This is a genomic window from Klebsiella pasteurii (genome assembly GCF_018139045.1).
GTDB lineage: Bacteria > Pseudomonadota > Gammaproteobacteria > Enterobacterales > Enterobacteriaceae > Klebsiella > Klebsiella grimontii.
Window position 1 is genome coordinate 2,001,198 of the sequence record NZ_CP073236.1, and the last position, 25,934, is coordinate 2,027,131.

General features: G+C 48.3%; 21 protein-coding genes. 2 read left to right on the top strand and 19 right to left on the bottom strand.

The features are described 5' to 3' along the window. Positions 1 to 22 precede the first annotated feature (22 nt). The 12 genes from rfbD to galF form a co-directional block, all read right to left on the bottom strand. Complete coding sequence (rfbD, locus tag KCG39_RS09415) at positions 23 to 886, bottom strand: dTDP-4-dehydrorhamnose reductase (protein WP_112167142.1); 864 nt, start codon at positions 884 to 886, stop codon at positions 23 to 25. Further along, on the bottom strand, positions 883 to 1,419 hold the full coding sequence (gene rfbC, locus KCG39_RS09420) for a dTDP-4-dehydrorhamnose 3,5-epimerase (protein ID WP_112167140.1): 537 nt from the start codon (positions 1,417 to 1,419) through the stop codon (positions 883 to 885). Before rfbC ends, rfbD begins: the two co-directional genes overlap by 4 nt. A gap of 2 nt (positions 1,420 to 1,421) precedes the next feature. Continuing rightward, positions 1,422 to 2,291, bottom strand: coding sequence for a glucose-1-phosphate thymidylyltransferase RfbA (gene rfbA, locus KCG39_RS09425; RefSeq protein ID WP_112167138.1), 870 nt, complete (start codon positions 2,289 to 2,291; stop codon positions 1,422 to 1,424). 20 nt (positions 2,292 to 2,311) lie between these two features. Beyond that, positions 2,312 to 3,376, bottom strand: a complete 1,065-nt coding sequence (gene rffG / locus KCG39_RS09430; protein WP_142468545.1) for a dTDP-glucose 4,6-dehydratase — start codon at positions 3,374 to 3,376, stop codon at positions 2,312 to 2,314. Positions 3,377 to 3,427: 51 nt separating this feature from the next. After that, the gene (locus tag KCG39_RS09435) at positions 3,428 to 4,339 is read right to left on the bottom strand and encodes a glycosyltransferase family 2 protein (protein ID WP_112167135.1); all 912 of its coding nucleotides are present in this window, start codon (positions 4,337 to 4,339) and stop codon (positions 3,428 to 3,430) included. Positions 4,340 to 4,374: 35 nt separating this feature from the next. Continuing rightward, complete coding sequence (wbaP, locus tag KCG39_RS09440; RefSeq protein ID WP_112167133.1) at positions 4,375 to 5,802, bottom strand: undecaprenyl-phosphate galactose phosphotransferase WbaP; 1,428 nt, start codon at positions 5,800 to 5,802, stop codon at positions 4,375 to 4,377. Positions 5,803 to 5,913: 111 nt separating this feature from the next. Further along, positions 5,914 to 8,079, bottom strand: coding sequence for a polysaccharide biosynthesis tyrosine autokinase (locus KCG39_RS09445; protein ID WP_112167131.1), 2,166 nt, complete (start codon positions 8,077 to 8,079; stop codon positions 5,914 to 5,916). 15 nt (positions 8,080 to 8,094) lie between these two features. Next, positions 8,095 to 8,529: an arsenate reductase/protein-tyrosine-phosphatase family protein gene (locus KCG39_RS09450; protein ID WP_049080040.1), complete on the bottom strand. Its 435-nt coding sequence runs from the start codon at positions 8,527 to 8,529 to the stop codon at positions 8,095 to 8,097. After that, entirely contained in the window at positions 8,529 to 9,668 is a 1,140-nt protein-coding gene (locus tag KCG39_RS09455; protein WP_112167129.1) for a polysaccharide export protein, read from the bottom strand. Before KCG39_RS09455 ends, KCG39_RS09450 begins: the two co-directional genes overlap by 1 nt. 130 nt (positions 9,669 to 9,798) lie before the next feature. Further along, a complete protein-coding gene (locus KCG39_RS09460) occupies positions 9,799 to 11,232 on the bottom strand; it encodes a capsule assembly Wzi family protein (protein ID WP_123829112.1) in 1,434 nt (477 codons plus the stop codon). A gap of 997 nt (positions 11,233 to 12,229) precedes the next feature. Then, the gene (locus KCG39_RS09465) at positions 12,230 to 12,859 is read right to left on the bottom strand and encodes a phosphatase PAP2 family protein (RefSeq protein WP_087771515.1); all 630 of its coding nucleotides are present in this window, start codon (positions 12,857 to 12,859) and stop codon (positions 12,230 to 12,232) included. Positions 12,860 to 13,319: 460 nt separating this feature from the next. Continuing rightward, positions 13,320 to 14,216, bottom strand: a complete 897-nt coding sequence (gene galF, locus KCG39_RS09470; RefSeq protein ID WP_024360046.1) for a UTP--glucose-1-phosphate uridylyltransferase GalF — start codon at positions 14,214 to 14,216, stop codon at positions 13,320 to 13,322. Positions 14,217 to 15,174: 958 nt separating this feature from the next. Between galF and KCG39_RS09475 the strand changes: the two genes are divergently transcribed. After that, the gene (locus KCG39_RS09475; RefSeq protein WP_112167121.1) at positions 15,175 to 16,761 is read left to right on the top strand and encodes a TerC family protein; all 1,587 of its coding nucleotides are present in this window, start codon (positions 15,175 to 15,177) and stop codon (positions 16,759 to 16,761) included. Positions 16,762 to 17,004: 243 nt separating this feature from the next. Here the strand turns inward: KCG39_RS09475 and asmA are convergent, their stop codons facing one another. The 4 genes from asmA to alkA all read right to left on the bottom strand — a co-directional run bounded on the left by asmA (position 17,005) and on the right by alkA (position 21,156). Continuing rightward, the gene (gene asmA, locus KCG39_RS09480; RefSeq protein ID WP_112167119.1) at positions 17,005 to 18,852 is read right to left on the bottom strand and encodes an outer membrane assembly protein AsmA; all 1,848 of its coding nucleotides are present in this window, start codon (positions 18,850 to 18,852) and stop codon (positions 17,005 to 17,007) included. A gap of 27 nt (positions 18,853 to 18,879) precedes the next feature. Further along, positions 18,880 to 19,461, bottom strand: a complete 582-nt coding sequence (dcd, locus tag KCG39_RS09485) for a dCTP deaminase (RefSeq protein ID WP_004122535.1) — start codon at positions 19,459 to 19,461, stop codon at positions 18,880 to 18,882. 90 nt (positions 19,462 to 19,551) lie between these two features. After that, entirely contained in the window at positions 19,552 to 20,193 is a 642-nt protein-coding gene (udk, locus tag KCG39_RS09490) for a uridine kinase (protein WP_004122537.1), read from the bottom strand. A 114-nt stretch (positions 20,194 to 20,307) separates the two neighbouring features. Further along, complete coding sequence (alkA, locus tag KCG39_RS09495) at positions 20,308 to 21,156, bottom strand: DNA-3-methyladenine glycosylase 2 (protein ID WP_049131073.1); 849 nt, start codon at positions 21,154 to 21,156, stop codon at positions 20,308 to 20,310. Between the two features lie 136 nt (positions 21,157 to 21,292). On the opposite strand from alkA, the gene yegD reads away from it, so the two are divergent. Then, positions 21,293 to 22,645, top strand: a complete 1,353-nt coding sequence (yegD, locus tag KCG39_RS09500) for a molecular chaperone (protein WP_087828848.1) — start codon at positions 21,293 to 21,295, stop codon at positions 22,643 to 22,645. Positions 22,646 to 22,769: 124 nt separating this feature from the next. Here the strand turns inward: yegD and KCG39_RS09505 are convergent, their stop codons facing one another. The 3 genes from KCG39_RS09505 to fdxH all read right to left on the bottom strand — a co-directional run bounded on the left by KCG39_RS09505 (position 22,770) and on the right by fdxH (position 25,865). Continuing rightward, the gene (locus tag KCG39_RS09505; protein WP_004122544.1) at positions 22,770 to 24,056 is read right to left on the bottom strand and encodes a citrate synthase; all 1,287 of its coding nucleotides are present in this window, start codon (positions 24,054 to 24,056) and stop codon (positions 22,770 to 22,772) included. A 280-nt stretch (positions 24,057 to 24,336) separates the two neighbouring features. After that, on the bottom strand, positions 24,337 to 24,966 hold the full coding sequence (gene fdoI, locus KCG39_RS09510; RefSeq protein ID WP_004122546.1) for a formate dehydrogenase cytochrome b556 subunit: 630 nt from the start codon (positions 24,964 to 24,966) through the stop codon (positions 24,337 to 24,339). Then, the gene (fdxH, locus tag KCG39_RS09515; RefSeq protein WP_004122548.1) at positions 24,963 to 25,865 is read right to left on the bottom strand and encodes a formate dehydrogenase subunit beta; all 903 of its coding nucleotides are present in this window, start codon (positions 25,863 to 25,865) and stop codon (positions 24,963 to 24,965) included. Before fdxH ends, fdoI begins: the two co-directional genes overlap by 4 nt. Between the last annotated feature and the right edge of the window lie 69 nt (positions 25,866 to 25,934).

Here is a 25,934-nt window from a genome sequence, read left to right on the forward strand (position 1 = left end):
TTTACCCTAATTATGCGAAATATTATTTCTTATTGATAAAATATAAAACCTTTTGCAGGTTTTTTTCAATACTAGATAGTTCTATACCGTAATGTTTTATTTTATCACAGTTTAAAGTCGAAAATTTCGGCCGCGTCGCTTGTGTTGGATATTCATCAGTTGTAATGGAATGAACCTTGACATTTTTACATATTATATTAATATTCTTTGCCTCCATAATTATCAGGGAAGCAAAGTCCTTCCAGCTCATGTCCTGATTACCACAATAATGATAAATTCCAGGCGTAGCTTTTGCTCTTATTAATGAAATGATCGCAAACGCAATATCACCTGCATATGTAGGACTGCCATACTGATCATCAACAACTTTAATTTCATCGCGCTCTGATGCTAAACGGACCATTGTTTTAACGAAGTTGTTGCCATACTCACTATAAACCCATGCAGTACGTACTATAATAGAGTTTTCGTTTTGTTCGAAAACAACTTTCTCTCCCTCAAGTTTCGTTCTGCCGTAAACACTTAGTGGATTTGTTAAATCATTTTCTATATAAGGTTCTTTTTGCTGGCCATCAAAAACATAATCAGTAGATACATGAATTAAAACTGCTCCGTTTTTTTTAGCAGCCGCAGCTAAATTTTTAGGCCCATCAACGTTAACAAGTTTAGCGATCTCTTTTTCTGTCTCAGCTTTATCTACTGCTGTATATGCTGCAGCATTTACTATGACATCTGGTCTTACCTCATCAACAAATTTTGAAACGTTCGAAAAATTTGTAATATCAAGCTCTTTAGTATCAGTTGCTATCACTTGCCAATCTTCAGGGATCCTATCCATGAAACAATGACCTAATTGGCCATTTGAACCAGTTAATAGTATTCTCATTCAAAAAGCTCCGTCAGTCGCTTACCAGCTTTATCTTTTTCTGATAATAAAGGTTTATCAATAGGCCAATCAATTCCTATATCTGGATCATTCCAGATCAAACATCTCTCATTTTCAGGAGTGTAATAATCAGTACATTTATACTCGAAATCCGCTATATCTGATATAACAACAAATCCGTGCGCTAGCCCGGGCGGAATCCAAAATTGGGTTTTATTATCCTCTGATAAAATTACCCCCTGCCATTCGCCAAACGTAGGAGAATCTTTACGTATATCAACCGCTACATCAAATACAGTGCCGCGTACGACTCGTACAAGTTTCCCTTGCGGATTATGCTTCTGAAAATGTAAACCACGTAATACTCCCTTAGATGAGCGTGAATGATTATCTTGCACAAAATCCAAATCTAAATTAAGCATGTCTCTATAACGATTTTTTTCAAACGTTTCGAGAAAGAAACCGCGAGCATCACCAAAGACTTTTGGCTGAATAATTTTCACATCTTTAATCTTCGTATCAAGAACTTGCATTATTATTTTTCCTCTACCAGCATCTTGAGATACTGTCCATATTGAGTTTTCCCTAGGACCTTGGCCTGAGCTAATACATCGTCAGAGCTTAACCAGCCTTTGCGGTATGCAATCTCTTCAAGGCACGCCACTTTAAATCCCTGTCGCTGTTCAATTGTATGGATGAATTGAGAGGCCTCAAGTAAACTCTCATGAGTACCGGTATCTAACCACGCAAATCCTCGACCTAATTTTTCAACATGCAAATTGCCTAGTTCAAGATACATTTCATTTAGCGTAGTAATCTCTAACTCACCGCGGGCAGATGGTTTAACTTTCTTTGCCATTTCAACAACATTTTTATCGTAGAAATAAAGTCCCGTAACCGCCCAATTAGATTTTGGTTCGGATGGTTTTTCTTCGAGAGACACTGCCCGATTTCTTTCATCAAATTCAACAACACCGAAACGTTCCGGATCCATTACCTGGTAGCCAAATACAGTCGCGCCGTCTGTTCGTTGCACAACAGTTTCTAACTTACGTCCAAAACTTTCACCAAAGTAAATGTTATCCCCCAGAACCAGCGCACAACTGTCCCCATCGATAAACTCTTCACCAATCAAGAATGCTTGTGCAAGGCCATCAGGGCTTGGCTGAATAGCATAACTAAATTTTACACCAAACTGACTGCCATCCCCGAGCAAACGCTTGAATCCAGGCATATCATCAGGAGTCGAAATGATTAAAATATCGCGAATACCAGCAAGCATCAGAACAGAGATTGGATAATAAACCATTGGTTTATCATAAATAGGTAAAAGCTGCTTCGAAGTCCCTTTAGTAATAGGATAAAGACGAGTACCAGAACCACCTGCAAGAACAATACCTTTCATTTTCTTCTTTTCCTAAAAAATTAACGAGACAAACCTAAGCGCTCACCCGCGTAGGAACCATCTTTTACACGACTCCACCATACTTCGTTAGCCAAGTACCATTCAACAGTTTTACGAATTCCACTTTCAAAGGTTTCCTGTGGTTTCCATCCTAACTCTTTATAGATTTTATCGGCATCAATTGCATAGCGCATATCATGGCCAGGACGATCTGTAACATATGTGATGAGATCGGTATATTGTGCAACCCCAGCAGGCTTAACCGGTACAAGTTCTTCAAGTAGATGACATATAGTCTTTACAACATCGATATTTTTACGTTCGTTATGCCCGCCAATATTGTATGTTTCACCTACAATACCTTCGGTAACCACCTTATATAACGCACGAGCATGATCTTCAACATATAGCCAATCACGGATCTGACCACCATCCCCATACACTGGCAGTGGTTTACCGTCTAATGCATTCAGGATGATCAAAGGTATCAATTTTTCCGGGAAATGATATGGCCCGTAGTTATTAGAACAATTAGTCACAATTGTTGGAAGACCATAGGTTCTAAGCCACGCTCGTACTAAATGATCACTTGACGCTTTAGATGCAGAATAGGGACTGCTAGGAGCGTAAGGAGTCGTCTCAGTGAATAGATCATCAGTTCCATGAAGATCTCCATAAACTTCATCAGTCGAGATATGATGAAAACGGAAATTTTGTTTTCCTTCCTCGTCTAACTGATTCCAGTGAGAACGAGCGGCCTCGAGCATCGTATAGGTTCCGATAATATTGGTTTCAATAAACTCGGCTGGACCATCGATTGAGCGATCAACATGACTTTCAGCAGCCAAATGCATTACAGCATGTGGTTGCTGCTCGTTAAAAATCCGATCAAGTTCTGCTCTGTCACAGATACTCACCTGTTCAAATTTAAAACGTGGGCTGTCAGCAACATCTGTCAATGACTCTAGATTACCTGCATAGGTAAGACTATCAACAACGACTACTTCGTCTGGAGTATCGTTAATTATATGACGCACTACGGCCGAACCAATAAATCCCGCACCACCGGTAACAATTATTTTCATGTTGCCCTCTAATATCAAAATAGCTCAATGTGAAAGATACTACCTAAGAATTCAAAAATCCCAATAACGCTTGTGCATACTAAATAATTTAATCAGTTTTCTAGGTAACTTTTCATATTTTTGTCCTAACTTGTACCCTAATATTTTCATAACATTATTTATGCATGCCAAAGGGATCCAATGAGGAGCATTTTTTAGCAGGAACTTAATTTCCGAGAGCAAATATCTCTTCCCCTCTCCTCCAGCGCCTCCGATACTTTGACGAATCCATGGTTCATCTTTATGGAACACACCAATATCAAAATAACGTCTGAACTCTTCTAATGGTGTGTAGTTATGAGAATGTTGTACCTCGGCCTTTGCAGCATAAGCCACCTTATAGCCAGAAAGAACGGCTTTTGCTGTGTAAAACATGTCCTCACACAGAATAGTGTTTGACGGGAACCCCCCTAGTTTTTTGAAGACTGATAGCCTATAAGCTGAGAAGGAATTTGACATAAATACTGTTTTCAATCCCATTTCTGGAATGTTTTCTTTCCCACAAATATATCCTTTTTCCGGATAACTAAATCCTCTAGCGTGTCGTGCAAGCGGATTAGCATCTTTATGAGGTAACTGCCGTCCGTAAGCACATGCAATACTCTCATCAGCAAATACTGATATTATTTCCTCAATAAAATTCTGATGGGGGATAGCATCTTGTGTCAGAAAAATAACTACATCATAATTTTCAATATACTTTTCAACAGCTTGATTTCTTGTACCGCCATGATTGAAATCACTGCCTGCTATAGTGAGCACATCGAAACCCGCTTTTTCCGCGATGGCAACGGTATCATCTTTGCTTGTGGAGTCAATAACGTGTACCAGCAAATTAGCAGGCGCATATTTTTGTATATTAGCGACTGCTGATCTCCATATTTCCCCACCATTATATGTTGGTATTGCAATATAGTATTTCATATTAAAACTCTTTATTAACTAATTTTAAGTGCGGTTTAATATGCACCATCCTTTTTCAATACCACACCAATAGTCTTAAAGAGAATGGCAATATCATTCCACATTGACCAGTTTTTAACATACCATGCGTCTAGATATACCCTTGTTTCATAATCGACATCACTACGCCCACTAACCTGCCATAAACCAGTCATTCCAGGTTTACTGAGAAGATAATAATCAACTTCATCGTTATATCTTTCCAATTCCGCAGTTATTATTGGCCTAGGTCCAACTAAACTCATTTCACCTTTCAGAACATTAAATAACTGTGGTAATTCATCTAAACTTGTTCTACGTAGAAACCCGCCTATTTTTGTAATACGGGGATCATTTTTTAATTTAAAAGTTGCGTCCCATTCTTGTTTTGCTTCTTTGTCAGTTGCCAATAATTCATCTAGGACTTCCTTAGAGTTAATTACCATTGAGCGAAATTTTAAACACTTAAATGGTTTACCGCCTTTACCAATACGTTCATGTCCATAAATAGCAGGTCCTCCATCTATCTTAACTTTCCTACTTATATATAGCAAAACAGGAGAAAGTATGAGAATAATAAATAAAGATCCAAATATATCAAACACACGTTTAAGAATCCGCGATGACATTTTAGCTAAATTTTGTTGCACACGAAATATCATCACTTCATGACTAAAAATGAAGGATACATCAGTGCTGTCGAGCGGCATACCGCGCAAAGTCGGAATTACCGATACGTAGCGATATCCTCTTATCATAAAGTTTCGCAGCCAAGCATTGCGTATTTCACCTTGGTATGACTCAACCGCGACTATAAATTGAGTTTTTTTATCAATCGTTGACAGCCAATTTAGATCGTTCATTAAAACCGGTATGCCATCAATGTCACTAACTCTTTTAGTGTCGCCTTCACATGCAATAAAACCTACAATTACTAACCCCAGATTACGTTCACTATTTATTGCTTTGTAAGCCTCTATCGCATTTGTACTACTACCAATAATCCATGTATCCCTACGCCATAAACCAAAAACATCTAACACTCTTTTCGTTATCATCCTTAGTGTAGGAACTAGAAATAATACGAATATCCAGGTTAATACCCATAAAAAACGTGAAAAAGACCAGGTAGTAAATGCCATGACGGCGATTTCTATTACTGCGAAAATGACTAATGTACGAAGTATTTCTTTTAATTCGAACCAAAATGTTTTTCGGTAAAAATAATGACGTAATCTTATGGTATACCAACCGACACAACAGAAAGCAAGAAGCCAATGAAGCGCAATCCAGCCTTCTATTTGATTACTAGGCACAATTTTTTCGTAATCGCTCATTGTGAGCGATAAAACACCTATAGCCAAATACAAAGAAATTACAAACGAAAAAAAATCAGATACTGCCAAAGCAATACTGACAATAATATTTCTGACGATAAGCGTCATAATGCCCTCTCTTCGATTCGCTTAACCCATTAAATCAATTTTCATAATTATATTTAGGTTTAGAATAAAGTATATGCAGAACCCTTCTTAGTCCCACATATACTTTTTTTTTTAATTTTTATCCTTGTAGGTATAACCGTAATGACTATACCCATAACCATAGTAACTACTGGCTTTTTTCACTACACCATTCAAAATACAACCTTTAACTACAATTCCAGTATTCTCAAATCTCTTAACACTTACTTCTATCTCTTTTACAGTATTTAGTTCAAAGCGCGCAACTAATAGTGTAGTACCCGCATAATGCCCAATCACGGCAGGGTCTGTTACTGCTAAAATAGGAGGAGTGTCTAATACTACAATGTCGTAGTTTTCACTTGCCCAATTTATTAACTCGCCAAAGCGACGATGCATTAGCAACTCAGCAGGATTAGGTGGAACCATTCCTCTTGAGATATAATCAAAACCTGCTGATGTAACTTTTTTGATGGCTGCATAAGGTTCAATTTTTCCGACTAATATATCGGAAAGCCCATTTTCGTTGTTCTCATGAAAGAGCTTGTGCGTATAACCTTTCCTCATATCAGTATCAATGAATAATACTTTTTTACCTGTTTGCGAGATTACTGCGGCTAAATTAGAGCTTACAAATGTTTTCCCTGCGTTTGGACTAGCACCTGAAATCATCAGAACGTTATTTCTTGCTTCCATCATGGCAAAATGTAAGCTTGTACGTAAGCCACGAATTGCCTCGATAGCAAGATCAGCGGGGTTATCTACCGCGAGAAAACCTTGATTTTCATCACTACTCTTTTTACCCCATTTTTTAGCTTGTGAAACGGTGTTAGTGTAGGATTCAGCAACAGGTATACTTGCATAAACATTACAACCCACTTCCTCTAATTGCTCAGGGCTTTCTATACCTCTCCTAAGGTAGACACGTAGTAATACGATACCAATTGAGACCATTCCACCCAATACAATACCGATAAGTACAACTAATACTTTCTTTGGTTTGACTGGCTTTAATTCAGTTACCGCATTGTCAATTATTCTGACGTTACCAATAGCACTTGACTTAGATATACTTAATTCTTGCTGGCGATTAAGTAACTGCATATACACAGCTCGCCCCGATTCAACATCACGACTAAATCTTAGTATTTCTTGTTGAGTTTCTGGCATTGTTGCCACACGTTTATTTAACTTTGTTTTTTCATCTTGTAATGTTTTTCTTTTTTCCATCAAAGCTTTATACGTTGGATGTTCTTTCGTATACAACTGAGATATCTCGGACTCGCGAAATGTTAATTCATTCAACTGGTTATCAACATTAACTATCTGATCAAGAACTGATTTTGCTTCTAATGACAAATCAACGGAATCATTTTGCTGACGGTATTTATTTAATTTATCCTCAGCTAAATCTAGTTCACTTCGAACTTTAGGCAATTGTTCATTTAAAAAATCTAAACTTTTCGCATCCTGAGCAGCCTGCCTTGCAATATTTTGGGCAAGGTAATTATTGCTAACGCTATCAACTATTCTTTCAATAAGTTGTGAGTTATCTCCAGTCAAGGAAATACCCAACATTCCAGTGTCCTTACCTTGATCGGCGACTTCCAAGCCCTCTTGTAAATCTGTTATTGCCTTTAATCTACTAACGTATTTAATTGAGAATTTAGCACCTGGTGTCGCCTTAATTTCATCTACTTTTATTGTTATACCACCTTTGTCTAACAGCTCCCCCACTTTACCATCGTAAGATTCATCACCAATATCAAGTTTAAAATTGTTATTATCGATTACTATTAATTGAATTTCAGGGACATCTTCCCCATTTGATTCAGGTATATATAACCGTGATACTGACAGCGTCCCTGGTTTATCTCCCATTAACCTTGCCATACCTCGCCCAAATATTGGAAAATATTCTTGCTTTACTCGTATTTGCAGATTTAAATCATCTACAGTTTTGCCAAGAATCATACGCGAGCCAAGTAATGTTATTTCCGGTGCAGATTGTGGCTGGCTATTAGGAAGCATCTGGCTAAGATTATTTAATATAGCATTAGCCTGTTTTTGTTCAACTTGTACAAGGGCATTTGCTTGATAAATGGGTGTAGCAAAAATTGCGTATAATAGTGCAATTAATGTAAATAAGGATGTTACTGAAACGATTAGTTTCCTATGATCGATAACTTCCCCAACAAGGCGACCTAAGTCAATTCCTTCATCATCTTTAGATGTAGATTTATTTATTACTGATGACATGCGATTATTCCTGAATTATGCACCTAATTTTTCGGCCCAAAGTTTACCAGCCTGTTCAATAAGCTTATATACAGATAGGAAGGCTTCATCACTCTTGCGATACGGGTCAGGGATTTCCCTTTGATTTAACCAGTGTCCAAACAGCATTATCTTCCCCCTTGCTTCAGGTGCAATATTCCCTATCTGTTCTATATGAGAGCGTTCCATCACTAAAATCAAATCATATTGGCGCGCTAAAGCAGATGTAAACTGGCGTCCTGAATGACCTTCTAGTGAAAGACCATGCTGTTCAGCTACCTTCACCGCACTGGCATCAGCAGCATGATTTACTAATGCCCCAGTACCTGCTGAATTAATTCGTTTAGTAGGCAAAGCAACCTGAAGATAGCGCTCACCTATTGGTGAGCGGCAAATATTTCCGGTACACACAACTAGAATTGAATCAAACATCAGTTCGGCCATCTCTTAATGTAGCGTACAGTTTCAGTCATATCATGTACTCCGGTGATAGTTGGGACTAACTGAGATATGACCCTATTCCAACGCACCAGCGGAGCGGTAGTGACATACACAATGTCGTAAGGCTGTAGCTGAAATTCTGTGCCTAGAACCATTGCAGAAGCATCTTGAGCATTTAATTGATAGATACTAGCGATTTTGCCTTGATTATCACCTTTCAATTGACGAACCACGAAGATACCAGTTGCATCGCTCATCGATTGAGAAATCCCTTCGGAATTCCCTAAGGCCTCTGCAAGTGTCATCCCACTACGATCCATCTTGAGCGTGCTCTGCTTACCGACCTCGCCCATGACAAACACTTTCAGGTCATCGTTCCTAGGAACAAAAAGTATGTCACCAGGGAATAAGAGGTGATTCTGTGTAAGGTCGCCTTTCTGCATAAGTGCATACAGTGAAATCTTCGTATCCTTACCATTATGAGTCAGGACGACATTTCTCCAGTCGGCATCAGCCGCAAGACCACCCGCAGCGTTAATTGCATCCATTACTGTCAGAGGAATGTTTGTTATGGCTTGCTTACCGGAATTTGTTACTTCACCAGTGACGTAAACTTTCTGCGATCGAAACGCAGCAATACTGACATCAACCTGCGGACTTTCAATATAAGTAGTCAGGCGATTCGCAATCTCTTGTCTCACTTGCGTTAACGTCTTACCCGCGACCTGAACTTTGCCAATATATGGATAGAAAATAGTCCCATCAGAGTTTACCCAGTTGCCCGTATCACTTGCGCTACGATATTGACCCGCAGGGGTTGTCAACTCAGGGTGATCCCATACAGTAACCATAAGCACATCGCCAACGCCAATACGATATTCATAGCTTTTTAACAGGCTATCTAATTGAGGATTCGAACGAGCAATGACGGGTTCGGGGCGGAGTTTATCTATCAGACCCGGCGTCATGGGATAAACATTAACCAGTTTATCCAGATCGTAGTCGCTATCAGGCAGCTCAACCACATTCTTACGAAGGCTATTCAATCCCTGGCCCGGCATGATTGTACAACCCGATAAAAACCCTATAGCTAATGCCAATGCCGAAAATCTAACAATTTTTTTCTTCATAATGTCACATCATCAGTAAACTAAAAGTGTCTAATTCCCAAACTACCGCGCGTTTTTTAGCTCTTCACAGACTGCTGAAACCATCGGTCACATAACAGCCTGCTGACATCCTAAAGTTGCTGTAGCTGGGCTATAAATTAAATGGTATTTCAATCCCGGCACTGGCACCAACGTCGTCGCTATCACTGTTATCAGCATCGGTGTACCAGAGAGAAGTATTTAAACGCACTGATTTATACACATCACCGCTCCAGCCCAACTGTACTCCTTTCAGAGTATCCGATTGCGGGAAGGCTTTATTTATCGACTGACTTCTAGGATTGACCTTGGCATAGGCCAGGCGTGCGCTCCAGCGTTGATTATCTTCCGTCACCAATTCAACCTTGCCGGCGTATAATTGGCCATCGCCGCCCATTGCGTCACCCAGCGGATATCCTTGTTGATAATACCCGTCGGTATAAATATGGTGGTTGTAGCTGTAGTTCAGGCGGTCCATGTTCGATCGAGTATCATGCGCTTCCACATACCAGTTGATGGCATCTTTACCCCAACCGTGGTGCCCCTCAACTCCTCCCAAGAACATATTTGCTGAGGGAAGATAGCCGGCCTCGTCTTCACCAATAAGTTGACCATAGAAACTAATCGGCCAACCGAGCGTAGGCTCTAGCTTAAATTTAAAATCAAAACCGGCTAGCTGGTTACCCGGTTCATTGGCTGTACCGGTGTTATCTTTACCCGTAAAACCATCCCAAAAGCTGCTAAACGATTCCGGTCTCCCCTCCCCGCCCCACTGCATAATGCGCGATGCACCAAGCTCAAGGGACTGGAAAGGAGAAAACGTCAGACGACCGCCGATAATTTTGGTATGCGGTACGGCGGTATATTGATTCATCTGGCTGGCGGAAATCTGATACTGCCAAGGTCCAATCCAGCGCAGCCACCAGGTTTCCGGTGCAGCCTGTTCAGCACGCTGCATTAAAACGCCGGTCATCGGGCGCATCGCATCACCGCGGATTAGACTTCCTTCATAACCCGGTCCCCACCACTGCGGCATCTGGCCGAAGGAGAGCCATTGGTTCCAGAATTTAACCGCGCCGTAGGCGCCGTTAGCATTAAAACGTGAACCGTTGCTGATGCGTTCGTCACCTTCAACGTTGCCCTGCAGGTGCACATCCCACCATTCGCCGCTGTTATTAAAGGCTAATGATAAAGAGCTATCCGCAGGCTGATTCTGCCCAAACCCCTGCGGCGTTCCGGGTTTATCCGTTGAGGTATAGCCACTCACCCGGAAATCAGCTTTTAAGGAATCGAGGCGTTGGTTGATTCGAGCGAGAACAACCTGTTCAGAAGAGTAAGAGGGTTTTGCTTTCTTAAGTGCCCGATTAATCTCTTCCTGGCTCAGAGGCCAGGTCGACAGGCTGAGATGAATAACGCCGCGATCGGAAAGCCACGCCAGATCGTTGCGCAGTTCGTTGTCATTCATCACTAACCCGGAGGCATAGGCAAGTGAGCTGGCAGAAGTTAGCAGCCCTAATGCGAGTGCGATTCGCGCAATTTTTATCATTGTACAAGATCCATTTAAAGCCCCGTTTCCGCAAGCTGGCGCGACAAGGGGAACACTGATAGATGCAGCGCCCTCTGACGCCAACCTTTGCTATTTTTGGTCTACAGGTTTGATCAAAGAAAACGAAAGCATGTTATCGGAATCTCATGCCAATGCTCGCTTTCGGTTCACAGGCTACCTGCAGTACACAATGTATGCGAAATTGTTATTGAAGGCCATTCCTTACGCTTCATACCCGCAGCTTCTCCTGCCCGCCGTCAAACGAACACGTTCTGAGCTGGCGACAACATGCAAGTATATACAGGTTGTAAAGATAATCACCTGTATAGCGTTCACTTTAGGAATTTCAGTCGCATGAAATGAGATGTGATATGGAGAAAACGTCCGTCCGCAGGTACGCTACCGCCCTTGGCTTAACAGCTACCAATGCACTGTACTTCTTTCCCTTTAAATTCAATCGCTGATTTCGATAAATCGGCGATTAATCCATCAAAACAACAATTTCGCGGCCATAAGTTTACGAGATTCTGCCCTCAATTGGGAGCGTAATCTTGAATTATCAGATACGCTGGCAGCACTCTGAACGACCCGCCGATAAGGTTATTGTTTTCCGGCTATCACTATCAAATGCCAACAGTATCGACCAACCAGATAATTTCAACCTTATGATTTTATTGTTTTTTCACCACATAAAGCGTGTTGACTTAGTTTCAAATTAATTATAGTTAGTCAACTACAAAAATTAATAGTGAAAAGAATTATGCCAGCATGCTGTTATCATTAATAAATTCGATATTTAGCCAGAAAACTTATTTAGGAAACATCCTGGCTGATTATCATTATGCTAATTATTGCGCAGAATGACCCATCACAGATTTATTTCATGGATATGAAATATTGCAACTGCAGACCATTTCACTTTAAATTTCATATCGCATACAATGTGAACAGAACATGAGTCACTCTGAATCCTTCATCTCTCCCACGCTCCCCTGAGTCAGTAAAATCCCTTGTGCAGATCAACTCGGGTAAAAGGCTTTTCCAGTGGGCCAAGCTTCACCGCTATCTCGCCCAGCAGCGATTGGGTTGGCGCTTTCGCCCCGGTATTCAGCAGAAGCACCGGGATAATGATCATGCTCGCCAGGCCGCCAAACGATAGTTGCGCTGTATGAGTATCACGAACACGCAACTGGAGTAGCAGAAAGGCTGCGCTCCCTGCGGCACCCAGCAGTAAGCCGGCAATCACTTCCGAAGTTGAATGTGCATGAACCATCAAACGGGAATACCCTACCAGCCCGGCCAGTGCATACCCTAATAAGACGGCAGTAAAACGAAGAGCTGGTGTGGCGCGCGCGCACAGCAGCCATAAGAGGATTGGCCAGAAAGCGGAAGAGAGTGCGGTGTGCCCGCTAAAGCCAGTGAAGTCCAGCTCGCGAATCCCGATACCCCAACCCATAAATGCCAGTTTTGATGCGCAAACAATGGCGCCTGTTATGCCGAACAGCAGAGCCCAGTGCCAGGCCAGCTGCTTTGAATCTTTTCGCAGAAAAAGAACGATAAACAGTACGGCCGCACTGGGTAACAGTACGGTGCTATCGCCAAAAAAAGTGACAACTTGCCAGTTCATTTCTTTTTCATCCTTTGACGATCTCTCCAGTCCGTAACGTCTTTTCCGCGACATTGGTGTGGGCATACACAATCAGTAACTTCACATTATTATGCATGCGTTACCGTTGTTTAATGCGCAAACATGATCTCAGTCAAGTTTTATTTTCGTCTCACGCCTTGACTAAGGGCCACTTACTTAAGAAAAGTCTTAGTAAGTAATTATCAACAAAGAGTAAATTTAGCTAGTCCGACCATTTCAGCATGTTACATCTTCTTCTACTACCAGAAGTCTCCGAACATTGCCTCATATTCGTAAATGCTACAATATAACAAGAAAAACGCTAACCCATTGTATTGAAATGGATATTAATCTGCGATATCTGCTGAACTTACTGTTGTGAACGGCCACGAATTGTCTGTTCTTCATCAAAAAGCTCGGGCCGTTCACTCTCATCCGCTAAAAAGCCATAGCGCTGAAACTACGCCAGCAGCTTCTTAATGCTCTCGCGGAATTTTGCCCCTTCTTTATGGTTACGCAGACCGTAGCTTACAAAAGCCTGCATATAACCCATTTTTTTACCGCAGTCATAGCTATCGCCAGTCATTAACATTGCATCAACCGACTGCTTTTTCGCCAGCTCGGCGATGGCATCGGTTAACTGGATACGTCCCCAGGCGCCCGGTTCGGTGCGCTCCAACTCGGACCATACATCGGCAGAGAGCACATAACGCCCCACCGCCATCAGGTCGGAATCCAGGGTTTGCGGTTCATCAGGTTTTTCGATGAATTCAACGATTCGGGCCACCTGCCCAGCCGATTCCAGCGGATCTTTAGTCTGAATAACAGAGTACTCGGAGAGGTCGCCTTCCATCCGTTTGGCCAGAACCTGGCTACGGCCCGTTTCATTGAAACGCGCTACCATCGCGGCAAGGTTATAGCGCAGAGGATCGGCGCTGGCGTCGTCCAGAATGATATCCGGGAGCACCACCACAAACGGGTTATCGCCAATCAGCGGGCGGGCGCAAAGAATGGAGTGACCTAACCCCAGCTGCTGGCCCTGACGCACGTTCATGATCGTTACGCCAGGCGGACAGATAGCCTGTACCTCCGCCAGAAGCTGACGTTTTACGCGCTGTTCGAGCAATGCTTCCAGTTCGTAGGAGGTGTCGAAATGGTTTTCTACCGCATTCTTGGATGAATGCGTTACCAGCACGATTTCCTTGATTCCCGCAGCTACAATTTCATCAACAATATACTGCACCATAGGCTTGTCGACGATCGGCAACATCTCTTTCGGAATGGCCTTGGTGGCGGGCAACATATGCATCCCTAATCCTGCTACCGGTATAACTGCTTTCAAACTCACCATTTTCATATCCACCCGTATGGTTATAAACCTTTTGATCCTGTCAGTTTGTATGTATCACTGGCATTTATCAGTGATGATACACGGTTGATCTCTGCCATACTGTCCGTCAAATTCTGAAATTACACGCAGAATTTAAGAATACACGCAAAGTCTACATACCAATAGACAGTTTTAAGAAAATTCTTATGCGAATTTTTTCGACGCAAATACCCAATATTTACAATAGGTTATGCAGAAAACCTACCCCATTCAATTCATAAGATAGAGTAATGGAGTTTATCGTTTCTCCATCATTCCTCTTTTAATACCTTGTTATCTTCCACCAAGAGTTGACACAGAACAAGTGACTGCAAAAAAATAAAAATCCAGACCATATAATCGATTATAGTGATAATAAAATTATTTAACGTACAAAACCGTCTGAACTACAGCAAATTACTCGTCACTATTGGCTTCAGCGGCACCGAGGGCTGTTCCGCTAAAATCGGGCGCATTCTACTTGCTGCAAATTATACCCAGCACCGTTTTGTCGCTCTGCCTCCCCGGTAACGCGCAGCACATCCTCCGGCAAAAATTGATCTCCGACAAGCCACAACATTAAGTAGTATAAATATCTAAATTCCGGAAAATCGTTGTTATATACATCAAATCTATTGATAAACTTTACCGTTGCGGGGCCGCTTCCTGGTATAGCAACTCACCGCCTCCGTAGGATCCAGCTTAAAATCATGTGGACCCTCTCAGTCTATATCGATGGAAATTCGCACGATGACAAATAACAATCAACCGATGTGCTGATGGTTGAATATGGTTATATCCTGCGCAAGTGGCTATTTTATTTACGGGTATTACGAGGCCCGATTTTGTACCTGAGGTAATTAGCAGCAGAAAATATTGCATTTTATCTATGGCTTATCCATGATCGGTACATGGCACTCTTAGGTTGTAAAGGTTTTAACTGAATATGGAATGGATTGCCGACCCCTCGATCTGGGCCGGGCTCATCACGCTTGTCGTTATTGAGCTGGTACTCGGTATTGATAATCTGGTCTTTATCGCCATTCTCGCGGAAAAACTCCCTCCCGCGCAGCGTGACCGGGCGCGCGTGACCGGTCTGCTACTCGCAATGGTGATGCGCCTGCTGCTGCTGGCGTCGATCTCATGGCTGGTTACTCTCACCAGGCCGCTGATTACGTGGCACGATCTAAGCTTTAGCGCCCGCGATCTGATTATGCTGTTTGGCGGGTTGTTCCTCCTCTTTAAAGCTACCGTTGAGCTCAACGAACGGCTGGAAGGCAAAGATAGCGATAACCCGACCCAGCGTAAAGGCGCCAGGTTCTGGGGGGTGGTAGCGCAAATCGTGGTGCTTGATGCCATCTTCTCTCTCGACTCGGTGATAACCGCGGTCGGCATGGTTGACCACCTGGCGGTCATGATGGCCGCGGTGATTATTGCCATTAGCCTGATGCTGATGGCCAGCAAGGCCCTCACCCGCTTTGTTAACAGCCATCCGACCATCGTTATTCTCTGTCTGAGCTTCCTGCTAATGATCGGCTTTAGCCTGATTGCCGAAGGCTTTGGCTTCCCTATACCTAAAGGCTACCTGTACGCGGCTATCGGCTTCTCGGTCATGATTGAATCCTTCAACCAGCTGGCGATTTTTAACCGCCATCGCTTTCTCTCGGCCAACCTGACGCTACGCCAGCGAACCACTGAAGCGGTGATGAATCTGTTGAGCGGGCGCAAAGACAGTAGCGAGCTGGATAGCGAGACCGCCTCGCTGGTTGCCGATCGCGACGATAACCCGCTGTTTAATCCGCAAGAGCGGCGGATGATTGAGCGGGTACTGAATCTCAATCAGCGTACCGTCAGCAGCATCATGACCTCGCGTCATGACATTGAACATATTGATCTCAGCGCGCCGGAAGAGGAGATCCGCGCCTTACTCGACAAAAATCAGCATACCCGCCTGGTGGTTACCGGTGGCGATGATGACGAAGATATGCTTGGCGTCGTGCACGTGATCGATCTGCTGCAGCAATCATTACGTCATGAACCGCTCAACCTGCAGGCCCTGATTCGTCAGCCGCTGGTGTTCCCGGAGACGCTGCCGCTGCTTCCGGCGCTGGAGCAGTTCCGCAAAGCCAGAACCCACTTTGCCTTTGTGGTCGATGAGTTTGGATCCGTTGAGGGCATTGTTACGCTCAGTGACGTTATGGAAACCATCGCCGGTAATCTGCCTAATGAAGTGGAAGAGATTGACGCTCGCCACGATATTCATAAAAACGGCGACGGTAGCTGGACGGTTAACGGGCATATGCCGCTGGAAGACCTGGTTCAGTATGTTCCCCTGCCGCTGGATGAGAAACGTGAATACCATACGGTCGCCGGTCTGCTGATGGAGTACCTACAGCATGTGCCCCAGGAAGGTGAAGAAGTGAACCTTGACGGCTACGTTCTGCGCACGCTGCAGGTGGAGAGCCATCGGGTGCAAAAAGTACAAATAGTGCCGCCGGCGCATGATGAAGATGAACTGGACTATGAAGTGTAATGATCTCTTCAATGAATTTTCTAAAGCCGCACGAACAATGGCAAACCGCTTTTTGAGGAGCCGCTGACATTATTGCCGGGTGGCGGCTGACGCCTAACCCGGCCTACAAACCCACCCTCGCAACACATCACGCCTTACCCGTAGGCCGCGTAAGCGAAGCGCCGCCGGGCAATGCCACATGTCGCAATTTGTCAGCAAAGACGCCGACCCTGGATTATCATCCGCCGACAACAACCGCCAGACTTACAGCTTATCCAGCAGCTTCTTCACATCCTTGCCATCCTGGGTGTTTTTATTGCGTTCAGCCCATTCGCTAAGCCGTTTTTTCGCTTCATCCTGCAGCTGCTTACGGAGTATCTGGTCAACCTGCAGGCTATAGCTCAGCGTCTGCCAGTTACCATAAATTCGCAAAGGGATCGCCGTCTGCTTGAGCCTGTCGATGAGTTTACTTTCGCCCTTCCAGCCACCCAGAACCCGGACGTTGAAGCGCATATCGCAGTCCTCTTTCAGCAGGTTGAGCTCCCCCTGACCGGTTAACGCCATCAGTTCAGATTTCCCCTGCATATCCTTTAAGGTCACCTGTCCATTATCCAGCGTAAACTCGGTGCTGACGGAATCCAGCCGGGTCGCATTGTCATAGTTTTCCTGCGCCTGAACGTTGGTGCTGCGCTCGACGGCCTGCTGGACCAGCTGCTGGAAGTTGAGACCTTCAGTGCGTGTATCCGTCATCTGAATTTGCGCCTGCCCCTGCCAGCTGCGGCGGAACTCGTCGGCATCAATCTTGCCGCCGGAGAACTCACCGGTCAGCGAGAGCTTGCCGGTCAGGTTTATCGAATAATTGAACGCTTTCAGAATCGAGCCGATCTCAACGTTGTCTAGCTGTGGCTCGAAGGAGGCTCGCGGCGTTTCACCTCGCGCGTCCAGCGAGCCGGGAAGCGAGAGTCGCCCACCGTCCAGGTTCCCCTGCATCTGATGAATCGTCAGCAGCCCTTGCAGGTTGCTGATATCGCTTTTCACTTGGGTAAAATGCATGCCCCGCCACTGCAGTTGCTCAGCCGTCAGGTTCAGCCGGGCGTTAAAACCGCGCAGCGAGTTGTAATCCTGCTGAATACCGTTATCCGCAATCACCGGGCGTAGCTGCCTGGCCTGGCTTTGCCCTTGCTGGTTAACGCCATTATTGTCAGATGCAGAGGTATGAGACAGCAGGCTATCGAGATTGAGCGTGCCCGCCTGAAGATTCAGCGTCCAGTCAGGCTGTTGGCCCAGCACCACGCTGCCGTTGCCGGCAAGGGTACTGCCGTTAGCCGTTAAGTTCAGCTTATCAAAGCTGAGCTTTTTCGCATCCTCGAGCCAGCTGGCCTGCATGCTGGCCTGGCCGCTAATCCCTTCAGGGGGAAGCTCCGCGCCGCGAAGCTGCCAGTTCAGTTGTGAAATATCCGCCTTCAGAGAATGAGGATAATCACCGCCCTGCACCTCGGCGGAAAAGGAAAGCGCCAGATCGCGCTGATCGCGGTTCACCCGGCCAGAGAAATCGACCGTTGCGCGATGGCTGCTGTCCTGCTCCATCTGCAGGCGGATATCGCGCACCGTCACCTGCTCGCCATCTTCATGCTGAAAAAAGAGCACGCTATCGGCAATCTGCAGCTTCTGGACATCGTACGACCAGCCGCGATCCTCGGGGACCTGAGGCAGCGTGTTATCATGCGGGACGACCGGAGCTCCCTTGCTTCGCACGGCTTCGGTTTTGGGGGTCAGCTGAATCACCGCCCCCTTCAACATCACCTGCTTAACCTGCAGCTGATGGGAAAGCAGTGGAAGCAGCCCGACGTCAAGGCGCATATTATCCGCACGAATAACAGGTTCTTCAGCGCCCGGGGCGGTCAGGGTCATGCGGCCTGAGAGAATGCTGAGCTGCGGCCAGACGTGCCAGCGCAGCGGCCCATTGAGTTCAAGCTGATAGCCGCTACGATCCGCCACCTCTTTAACCATATAGGCGCGAAAATCGTTGGGGTTGACCAGCAATACCAGCGCGGTAAGACCGGCGACAACTACCGCCAGTAAGATCATCAGCGTGGTCAGAATTCGTCTCATGGCATCCTCAGCAAACCGCTAAAATTATCAATCCTTGTCGATTCGACTCGCTACCGCGCCCTGCTGGTCGCGATATTTCGCATCTTCGCGGCGGTTATAAGGGCGCACCGCCGGGCCGGATAAAGGTTCAAAACTTAACGCGCCGATCAGCATCCCTGGACGCAGCGCCAGCGGCAGCTTACCCGAATTATAGAATTCCAGTACGATACAGCCGGACCAACCCGGATCGATACGGTGTGCGGTGACGTGCACCATCAGGCCCAGACGCGCCAGCGAAGAACGGCCATCAAGCCAGCCGACGAGGTCCGGCGGCAGGGTAACCGATTCAAAGGTCACCGCCAGCGCCAGCTCGCCCGGATGCAGGAAGAACGCTTCACCATCCGGCAGAACAATCTCTTCGCTCATCACGCGATCCAGCGCCGCGCTGACTTCCGCCTTCGGCCCACTCAGGTCAATAAAGCCCGCCGTGTGCCCGCGGAAAGTCCGAAACTTATTCCCCAGCCGAACATCGACCGTCGCGCCGTTAATGCGCTCAACGGGCGGGCGCGGATTAATGGCCAGACGCCCCTCATCCAACCAGGCTTCTATATCTCGGTCGCACAGACGCATGAACGTTCTCCTTTAAGGCATTGCGCCCCTACGCCTTCCGGGGATAAGGGCAAATTGGCTTCTCTTTGCACGTTACACAATTCGTTCGTGTTATTCAAAGAACTGACTGATCTTGGCCTTCAGAATATCGATGGCGATACGGTTCTTACCGCCGCGAGGCACAATAATATCGGCATACTGTTTGGAAGGGTCGATAAACTGCAGGAACATCGGGCGCACCGTTTTCTGGTACTGCGCCATCACCGAATCCATTGAACGTCCGCGCTCGTTAACGTCTCGCTTGATGCGTCGCATCAGGCAGATATCCAGCGGGGTGTCGACAAAAATGGAAAAGCTGAGTTCATTGCGCAGGCGGGCGTCGGTCAGCAGCAGAATCCCTTCAAGAATGATGACTTTCTTTGGTTCAATATGGATAGTTTCCGGCATACGGGTATGCTCAACGTAGCTATATACCGGCAACTCTATCGGCTGGCCGCTTCTCAGCATCTGCAGATGCTGAAACAGCAGACTATGATCCATGGAGCTCGGATGGTCATAGTTGGTTTTTACACGCTCTTCCATCGACAGATGACCTTGATCCTTGTAATAACTGTCTTCCGGAATAACGCCGATATGTTCATCGCCGACCTGTTCACGTAATTCACGATATAGCGTACTGGCGATAAGGCTTTTGCCCGAAGCCGATGCGCCGGCGATGCCTATAATGACGCACTGATGAGACGTATCAGTCATAAATTTTTGCGACCTGATTAACCTGGGAATGTAGGAAGGGTGGCGGTTGACCGCCAAACGCCGCAATTATAGGGATTTCAGCGCGTCGATACCAGTGCTAAGCGCCTCTCGGGTCTATTCCTCCTCCGGCGACCAGCCTTGCGTATACCAGATATGCAATAAAGCGTACGAGCGCCAGGGGTGCCAGCGGCTGGCGTAGCGCGCAATCCGCGCCGGCGTCATGCCGGGAAAACGCTGTTTAATCAGATAATCATCCGCCAGAAAGATATCCGGCGCCTGCCAGCCGCGCAGCGCGAAATAGTTCGCCGTCCAGCGGCCTATGCCGGGCAGCGTCTGCAGCTGCTTTATTCCGGCGTCGATATTCTCCGGCGCGGAGAGGGGGAGATCGCCGCGGATAGCCGCCTGCGCCAGATGGATCAGCGCCTCCGCGCGCCGCAGGGGCATGCCCAGCGCCTTTAGCGCCAGCGGATCGGCCTGCGCCAGCCGCTGCGCGCTCGGGAAGAGATAAAAGCCCGGCGCGTCGGTCAACGGTTCCCCGAAGGCGGCCACCACTTTCCCGGTGAGCTTTGCCGCCATGGCCACGCTCACCAGTTGCCCGAGCACCGCGCGTACCGCTTGTTCAAACGCATCCAGGGATCCCGGCAGGCGCAGCCCCGGCCTTGGCAGCGCGAGGTTTCCCAGCGTCAGGCCGATCCGCTGCGGGTCGCAGGACAAATCAAATAAGCGCGCAACCCGCGCCAGGCACTCTTCCGCGACCGGCTGTAGCCCGGCGGAAAGCGTCACCCGCATGCCCTGCGCGGCGTCATCCGGCGTCACCGCGATCAGCCCGGCGTGGCCATTGAGGGCAAAGCTGCGGCAGTAGCTGTTGTCGACAAAGGTTTCAATCCCTTGCACCGTACGCGCCTCAAGAAAATGAAACATCCATTGCCAGTCGTAGGGGGGATGCCAGGGTAGCAGCGTCATCTTTTCTCCTTTTTTAGCGCTTCAATCATAGCGGCTCTGCGCCGCGGGCGCCTTGCTTTTAAATTCCAGTTGTCGCAGTGCCGTCAATCCGCTAAAGTCGCCCCCCTTCTTCACCGGCATGGGGATTTTGCAGGCTATGTTTATTGGTTTTGACTACGGTACCGCTAACTGTTCGGTGGCGGTAATGCGCGAGAATACGCCGCAGCTGCTGACGTTGGAAAACGGCAGCTCACTGCTGCCATCAATGCTTTGCGCGCCGACCCGCGAAGCGGTCAGCGAGTGGCTCTACCGCCATCACGATGTCCCGCCCAGCGGTGATGAAAACCAGGCGCTGCTGCGTCGCGCCATCAGCTTCAACCGCGAGGAAGATATCGACGTACTCGGCAACAGCGTGCAGTTTGGTCTCGCTTCGCTGCATCAGTACGTTGAAGATCCGGAAGAAGTCTACTTCGTAAAGTCGCCGAAATCCTTTCTCGGCGCCAGCGGGCTCAAGCCGCAGCAGGTGGCGCTGTTTGAAGACTTAGTGTGCGCCATGATGCTGCATATCAAACTCCAGGCGCAAACGCAGCTGCCGGAAACCATCGACCAGGCGGTTATCGGCCGGCCGATTAACTTCCAGGGGCTGGGCGGCGATGACGCCAACGCCCAGGCGCAGGGCATTCTCGAACGCGCTGCAAAGCGCGCGGGCTTCCGCGACGTCGTGTTTCAGTTTGAACCGGTCGCCGCCGGTCTGGATTTCGAAGCGACGCTGAGCGAGGAAAAACGCGTGCTGGTCGTCGATATCGGCGGCGGTACCACCGACTGTTCGCTGCTATTGATGGGGCCGCAGTGGCGTGAAAAAGCCGATCGCCAGCAAAGCCTGCTTGGCCACAGCGGCTGCCGGGTCGGCGGTAACGACCTCGATATCGCCCTGGCCTTTAAATGCCTGATGCCGCTGCTGGGCATGGGCGGCGATACCGAAAAAGGCATCGCGCTGCCGATTCTGCCGTGGTGGAATGCGGTGGCGATTAACGACGTTCCGGCGCAAACTGATTTTTACAGCGCCGCCAACGGTCGCCTGCTTAACGATTTGCTGCGCAGCGCCCGCGATAGCGAAAAAGTCGCGCTGCTGCTGAAGGTCTGGCGTCAGCGTCTGAGCTATCGCCTGGTGCGGAGCGCGGAAGAGAGCAAAATCGCCCTCTCCGCGCAGCCGAACGTCACTACCGGGCTGCCGTTTATCAGCGACGAGCTGGCGACAGCCATCAGCCAGCAGGGTCTGGAAGCGGCGCTGGATCAGCCGCTGACCCGCATCATGGAGCAGGTTCAGCTGGCGCTGGATAACAGCAATGACAAGCCGGATGTGATTTACCTGACCGGCGGCAGCGCTCGCTCGCCGTTGATCAAAAAAGCGCTGGCGGCACACCTGCCGGGCATTCCGGTGGCCGGAGGCGATGATTTTGGCTCGGTCACCGCCGGGCTGGCCCGCTGGGCGCAGGTGGTGTTTCGTTAATCACACGGTACGATCCCGGATTGCGGCTGACGCCTTATCCGGGCTACAGGCCGGGGTTTTGTAGGCCGGGCAAGGCGTCAGCCGCCCGGCAACAATACGAACACAACATCAAAACCGCACTCTGTTATTTCCCTTCACGCCGTGAAACGTAATCCCGCCGCTGTTCGCCGGTGTAAATCTGCCGGGGACGATATATCGTCAGCGGCGCTTCATGCATTTCGTTCCAGTGCGCCACCCAGCCAAGCGTTCTGCCTACGGCGGTAATCACCACAAACATCGATGAAGGCAGTCCCATCGCCTTGAGGATCACCGCGGTATAGAAATCCACGCTCGGCGACAGGCCATTTTCAACAAAGTACGGGTCGGTTAGCGCCACCTCTTCGAGGGCCATCGCCACCTGCAACGGCATGTCGGACATCCCTAGTTCTTCCAGTACCCGATGACAGGTCTCGCGCAAAATAGCGGCGCGCGGGTCAAGATGACGGTAGCGAGAGTTACCGAATCCCAGACGACGGAACGTCTGCGGGTCGCGTTTCGCTTTGCTCAGGAACGCCGGAATTTGATCGACGGTGTTGATCTCCTCCAGCATCCGCATACTGGCTTCGTTCGCCCCGCCGTGGGCCGGGCCCCACAGAGACGCAAGCCCGGCGGCGATGCAGGCAAAGAGATTCGCCCCGGAGGAGCCCGCCGCCCGGACGGTGGTCGTCGATGCGCACTGGCCGTGGTCGGCGTGCAGCACCAGGATCTGGTTCATCGCCTGCTCAATCACCGGATTCAGCTGATATTGTTCCGCCGGAATAGCAAACAGCATATGCAGGAAATTCCCCGCATAGGACAGATCGTTGCGCGGATACTGCGCCGGTTGCTCAATTGAAAACTTATAGCTCATCGCCGCGAGCGTTGGCATTTTCGACAGCAGGCGGGTGGCGGCCAGCGCGCGGTGCTCAGGATTTTCAACGTCCAGCACATCGTGATAGAACGCCGCCAGGGTGCCCACCAGGGCGCACATTAAGGCCATCGGATGCGAGTCGCGACGAAAGCTGCTGCACATGCGGGCAATCTGCTCATGTACCAGGCTATGGCGGGTAATCGTGTTTTTGAAGTCCTGATAGCTGGCTTCGTCAGGCGCATCGCCGCGCAGCAGAATCCAGGCCACTTCCAGGAAGTCGCACTGGCGTGCCAGCTGATCGACCGGATAGCCGCGGTGCAGCAGAATGCTCTTTTCGGTATCGATCCACGAGATGGCTGACGTACAGCCTGCGGTGTTAGCAAAGCCGGGGTCGAAACTGCATATCCCCGCGGAAGCCAGCGGACGAATATCCATGCCGAGGTAGCCCAGGGTCCCCGAGACCGTACTCAAAGGAATTGACTGTTGTTCATCCAAAGAAAGCGTTAGCGATTTCGTCGTCATCCTGTCAGGCCCCCTTCCACAACGAATGATGAATTAACCCGGGCGTTTCTCCGGGCGCAACGGCCAACATAACCAGAGTCGTCCGGCGATTCTTTGATATGGATAACCAAAACATTCATAAAACAGCGTTATTATCAGCGGTTTTATGTTGATTGCCCTTTAATAATTACCGATAAAAATAGCGCGTAATCGCGTGTTCACCTTGCGGTTTCCCTGCCATTACGCGCGCTCGCTACGATAATATCCGCTGCATAGCCGCGAACTTATCGTATTTGTTTTATCAATCTTTCGTCCGTTTCGCTTTCACTTCACGATACCAGCGCGGGTGATGTTTCTTCGCCCAGGTCTTCGTCACCCAGCCTTCTACCATCGCGGTTATCGTGCCCTTCACCCACAGCGCAGCGTAAATATGCACCATGATCACCACAATCAGCGCCACCGCAGAGAAGGAGTGCAGCATCAGCGCGAAGCGGATAACCGGGATGGAGAAGGCCGGCGCAAAGTACGGACGCCAGATGATCACGCCGCTCACCAGCAGCAGCACCAGGAAGATAATCGCCGCCCAGAACACGCATTTCTGGCCGAAGTTATAGCGCCCGGTGTCGCCCACTTCCTCGTTGACGACAATCTTGCGAATATTTTTCGCCCAGAAAATATCGTCCCGGTTGATCAGGTTGTGGTGCCAGTAGCGGAAGAACATGATGATGAACGAAGCAAACATAATCACGCCCACGAACGGGTGCAGAATACGCGCCAGCTGCGGGGTGCCCATGATGTGCATCAGCCAGTTGAAGGACGGGAAGAAAAAGCCCAGTCCGCTCACTGCCGCCAGCACGAAGCAGAAGGCGGTGACCCAGTGGTTGATTCGCTCCGGCGCGGTGTAGCGCACGATGGTGTCACGTCTTTTCATTTGCGCACCTCGTCTTTCTCTTCATCCAGATTGTCCTCTTCCTCTTCCGCGCGGTTCGGACCGACGCCGACGTAGTGGAAGATGCTGGCGGCGAAGGTGGCCGCAAAGCCGACCGCCGCGAGAGGCTTCCAGATCCCTTTCCAGAACTTAACCGTGGCGCTGATTTCCGGGTTCTCCGGCAGGCCGTGGTACAGGTTCGGCTTGTCGGCGTGGTGCAGCACATACATCACGTGCGTGCCGCCAACGCCGGCCGGATCGTACAGCCCCGCGTTGTCGTAGCCGCGGGTTTTCAGCTCGGCGACGCGCTCGCCCGCCAGCGTTTTCATCTCCTCTTTGGAGCCAAAGTGGATAGCGCCGGTCGGGCAGGTTTTCACGCACGCCGGCTCCTGGCCAACGTTAACGCGGTCGACGCACAGCGTGCATTTGTAGACGCGGTTGTCTTCCGGATTCAGGCGCGGCACGTTGAACGGGCAGCCGGCGATGCAGTAACCACAGCCGATGCACTGCTCGGACTGGAAGTCGACGATGCCGTTGGCGTACTGAATGATCGCCCCTTCCGCCGGGCAGGCCTTCAGGCAGCCCGGGTCGGCGCAGTGCATACAGCCATCCTTGCGGATGAGCCACTCCAGTTTATCGTTCTGCTCCACTTCCGAGAAGCGCATCACGGTCCAGGATTTGGCGGTCAGGTCGGCGGGGTTATCGTATACCCCGACGTTGTGACCGACTTCATCCCGGATGTCGTTCCACTCGGAACAGGCCACCTGGCAGGCTTTACAGCCGATACAGGTGGTGACGTCGATAAGCTTCGCCACCTCTTCCTGGTGGTCCCGCGCGCGGGGCGCGGGGGTGAAGCCGTTAGTCGCGGAACGACGGATAATGTCCTGAGATTGATAAGCCATAATTGGTCTCCGTTTACCCTTCATCTTTCAGTTTGCAGGTTCGTTGGTTTCCTTATTCATCCCGGTCAC